This is a genomic window from Pseudorhodoplanes sp. (genome assembly GCF_035565795.1).
GTDB lineage: Bacteria > Pseudomonadota > Alphaproteobacteria > Rhizobiales > Xanthobacteraceae > Pseudorhodoplanes.
The window spans coordinates 1-3,411 of sequence record NZ_DATMRV010000275.1; the positions used below are offsets into that span (position 1 = coordinate 1).

The window sequence follows — 3,411 nt, forward strand, 5'->3', positions numbered from 1 at the left end:
AATGCAAAGCGCAAGACGAAAGACGCCGGGGCGGCGGTCGAGCGGATGCCGCGAAAGGATTACGAAAAGGAGCTTCGCAAGCTCCAGGTGCAGCTCTGCCACCTGCAGGACTGGGTAAAGACCAACGGCCTTCGCGTCATCATCGTTTTCGAGGGGCGCGACACCGCAGGCAAGGGTGGAACGATAAAGGCGCTGACCGAAAGGGTGAGCCCGCGCGTATTCCGGGTCGTTGCTCTGCCGGCGCCGTCGGACCGCGAAAAAAGTCAGATGTTCATCCAGCGCTACATCGAGCGTTTCCCCGCGGCCGGCGAGATCGTGATCTTCGATCGCAGTTGGTATAATCGCGCGGGTGTCGAGCACGTCATGGGATTCGTGGGCAATCGCGAATACAAACATTTTCTAGAACTGTGCCCTGAAATCGAAAAGCACATCGTCGATGCCGGAATCGTCGTGATCAAGATCTGGCTCGAAGTCGGAAAGGACGAGCAGGAGCGGCGGTTCAAGGCCCGGCTGGAGGATCCGTTGCGGCAATGGAAGCTGAGCGAAATGGATCTGAGGTCCTATAGCCGCTGGTACGACTATTCCCGCGCGCGGGACGCGATGTTGAAACAGACCGACAGCAAGCACGCGCCCTGGGTCATCGTCCGCACGGACGACAAGCGGCGCGGGCGGCTGAACTGCATCGCGCATATTCTGTCGTCCATTCCGTACAAGAAGGTAGCGCGACCAAAGGTCAAGCTGCCGTCGCGCGAAACCAAGCATGCCTATGACGATATGGCGCCGCTGCAAGAACACCGCTTCGCCGAACAGCGCTTTTGAGGGTTGCTGATGCTATCCGTGCTCGCCGTAGTGAATGGCGGACTCTATGGACTCGACCAGAGTCTGCTGTGAGCAGGGCTTTCCCAGCACGCAATGGGCGCCGTGCTTCATGAGGCGCATTTGTGCCGACGCCTCGGTAATGGCCGTCAGGAAGATGATCGGAAACCGGTAGCCACGTATTACCAGGCGGCGCTGGAGTTCGTATCCGTCGATTTCGGGCATCATCACGTCGGCAATGAGACAAGAGGTCTTGTCGAGGCCGGTCCAGTCCAGAAACGTACCGCCTGAGCGGAAAGCTTGCACAGTGTAACCAAGCGATCGGAGAAGGCTGGCTGTTGCCTCCAGGACCGCGTCGTCATCATCAACCAGAGCGATCATGGTTCACCGGGTAGTGTCGCGCAATTCCGAAACGTCACAACAGTCTTTGCCGCCGCAATTGCCCGGCTTGCGTGCCAGTTCGTCCACCTTCTCCTCAGCTTATCAACGTTTCATCCAACACCGTTCTCGACAATGCGGTCTATTGTCTCTCGGCATACTCTCCATCACCAATCCCGCTCCCACGGCGGTTCCCGGTAATGGCCGCCCCGATGATCGGCAAGATCTCAATGATCCATCGTCCGGGAGAGCAAAAAAACCGCCATTATGCTTGCGCGTAAGATGCCTAGACCAATGAACAGCAGGCAGCCGCACCAAACGCCGCCGAAGGTTCTATGCTTCGCGTAGACATCTTTCACGAGGGCGCCAGCGGGCTAGGCCATGATTGATCGGCCTGAAAGCTACTCCGCGATCGAGACGCTGCGGGATGGGCGCCGTGTGGAAATCCGCGCTCTTAAGCCCGACGACCGGTCCGCTCTTGAGAGCGCGATCGACCGCACGAGTCCGCACTCGCTTTATCGACGGTTCTTTGCGGTCAAGACGACGTTCAGCGAGGCGGAAGCGCATTACTTTGTCGATATCGACTTCACCAAGCACGTTGCGCTGGTGGCGGTGGTCGGCAACGGCAACGGCCAGGCAATCGTAGCCGGTGGGCGGTATGTGCTGATCGGGAGCGACGCGGCCGAGATCGCGTTCACGGTTATCGATGCGTATCAGGGGCAGGGTCTGGGGACGATATTACTCCGGCATCTGATCGCGATTGCGAGATCGGCTGGGCTCAAGCAATTCGTTGCCGAGGTCTTGTCCGAGAACCAGCCGATGCTCGATGTGTTCGAGCATTGCGGCGTACGCATGAGCGCCAGATCCGCCGACAACGTAACGCACGTCACGCTTGATCTCTGACAATCGCACACGCCGTTCGGACAAGCCGTATTGCGCTGCAATAATAAGTTGCGCTCCGAAGCGAACGTCACCTGATCGTATCCCTCGTCTACACCTAGGTTCAGTTCACCTCAGCCGAATATCGATCCAACTTGATCCCGCCACCCTGCCGGAGAGCAGGCGCGGACGAGGAGGAAAGACATGGCGGCTTCCAGAACGATTCAAGTTGTTGCGCTCTCGATCTGTGCAGCGCTCGCGCTGACGGCAGCAGCCTCGGCACAGGGCTCGAAAAAGATCTCTTACGAAGAGGCGTTCAAGCGCTGCAAGGCCTTCATGGACAAGGAGAAAGGCAGTCTTGGAGCGGGCACGACCGCGGATGCCAACAAGTCTTCACGCGGCGCCGCTTGCATGAAGAAGTTCGGTCACCGGCTTTGACGCGCGGAATGCGACGCGGTGCGGCGGCACGGCCCGCCTGATCGCGAGACCGACGGAAGTCAGCTGTCGCGCAGCCGGCTGATCAGGAACGCAGCTTTGAAAGATGCAGGCATGGCCTGCCTGCGCAGTGCCGCATCGATCCAGATACCAGGAGGCTCTCATGGCCAGTTTAGCCGCTCTCAGCGAAACCCATCAGGAAGAGAGCGCATGGCGCAGTTTCCAGCCGGGTGACTGGTGCAGGACCGTCAATGTGCGGGATTTCATCGTACACAACGTCACGCCCCATACGGGCGATGAGAAATTCCTGGCCGCACCGACCGCGCGCACGAAGGCGGTTTGGGCAAAGCTGCAGCCGTATTTCCAGGAGGAGCGCAAGAAGGGCGTGCTGGCCGCCGACGCCAAGACGCCGTCGACCATGCTCGCGCACAAGCCTGGCTACATCGACGAGAAGAACGAGGTCGTGGTCGGCCTGCAGACCGATGAGCCGTTCAAGCGCGGGATTTTTCCATGGGGCGGCTTGCGAATGGTCGAGGCGGGCCTGAAGGCTGCCGGTATCCCGGCCGATCCGCTCGTGCACGACGCCTTCACAAAATATCGCAAGACACACAACGACGGCGTGTTCGACGCCTACACTGATGAAATCCGTGCGTGCCGCAAATCCGGCATCATCACCGGCCTGCCGGACGCATACGGCCGCGGCCGCATCATCGGCGACTACCGGCGCGTTGCGCTCTACGGCGTTGCCCGCCTGATCGAAACCAAACAGGAGGAGCGCAAGCAGGTCGACGACATGTGGCCGACGGACGAGATCATCCGCGTTCGCGAAGAACTGTCCGAACAGATCCGTGCGCTCGGCGACCTAGCGGCGATGGCAAAGAATTACGGCTTCGACATCACGCG

Annotated in this window: 5 protein-coding genes; 4 read left to right on the forward strand and 1 reads right to left on the reverse strand. The window is 59.8% G+C overall.

The features are described from left to right. Window positions 1-45 precede the first annotated feature (45 nt). The gene (ppk2, locus tag VNZ93_RS24435; RefSeq protein ID WP_325711726.1) at window positions 46-819 is read left to right on the forward strand and encodes a polyphosphate kinase 2; all 774 of its coding nucleotides are present in this window, start codon (window positions 46-48) and stop codon (window positions 817-819) included. A gap of 12 nt (window positions 820-831) precedes the next feature. Here ppk2 and VNZ93_RS24440 read toward each other — a convergent pair whose 3' ends face one another. Continuing rightward, the gene (locus VNZ93_RS24440; protein WP_325711714.1) at window positions 832-1,197 is read right to left on the reverse strand and encodes a response regulator transcription factor; all 366 of its coding nucleotides are present in this window, start codon (window positions 1,195-1,197) and stop codon (window positions 832-834) included. Between the two features lie 378 nt (window positions 1,198-1,575). Between VNZ93_RS24440 and VNZ93_RS24445 the strand changes: the two genes are divergently transcribed. The 3 genes from VNZ93_RS24445 to VNZ93_RS24455 all read left to right on the forward strand — a co-directional run. Further along, window positions 1,576-2,097 carry a GNAT family N-acetyltransferase gene (locus VNZ93_RS24445; RefSeq protein ID WP_325711717.1) on the forward strand — a complete coding sequence of 174 codons (522 nt, stop codon included), beginning with the start codon at window positions 1,576-1,578 and terminating at the stop codon, window positions 2,095-2,097. Between the two features lie 180 nt (window positions 2,098-2,277). Continuing rightward, window positions 2,278-2,511: a hypothetical protein gene (locus VNZ93_RS24450; protein WP_325711720.1), complete on the forward strand. Its 234-nt coding sequence runs from the start codon at window positions 2,278-2,280 to the stop codon at window positions 2,509-2,511. A 160-nt stretch (window positions 2,512-2,671) separates the two neighbouring features. Further along, window positions 2,672-3,411 (forward strand): pyruvate formate lyase family protein (locus tag VNZ93_RS24455; protein ID WP_325711723.1); only part of this gene is annotated, 740 nt, incomplete at its 3' end.

Excerpts from the sequence above, each read along its gene's own strand:
- ppk2 (WP_325711726.1), top strand. The coding sequence starts at position 46 with ATGCCGCGAAAGGATTACGAAAAGGAGCTTCGCAAGCTCCAGGTGCAG.
- VNZ93_RS24440 (WP_325711714.1), bottom strand. The coding sequence starts at position 1,197 with ATGATCGCTCTGGTTGATGATGACGACGCGGTCCTGGAGGCAACAGCC.
- VNZ93_RS24445 (WP_325711717.1), top strand. The coding sequence starts at position 1,576 with ATGATTGATCGGCCTGAAAGCTACTCCGCGATCGAGACGCTGCGGGAT.
- VNZ93_RS24450 (WP_325711720.1), top strand. The coding sequence starts at position 2,278 with ATGGCGGCTTCCAGAACGATTCAAGTTGTTGCGCTCTCGATCTGTGCA.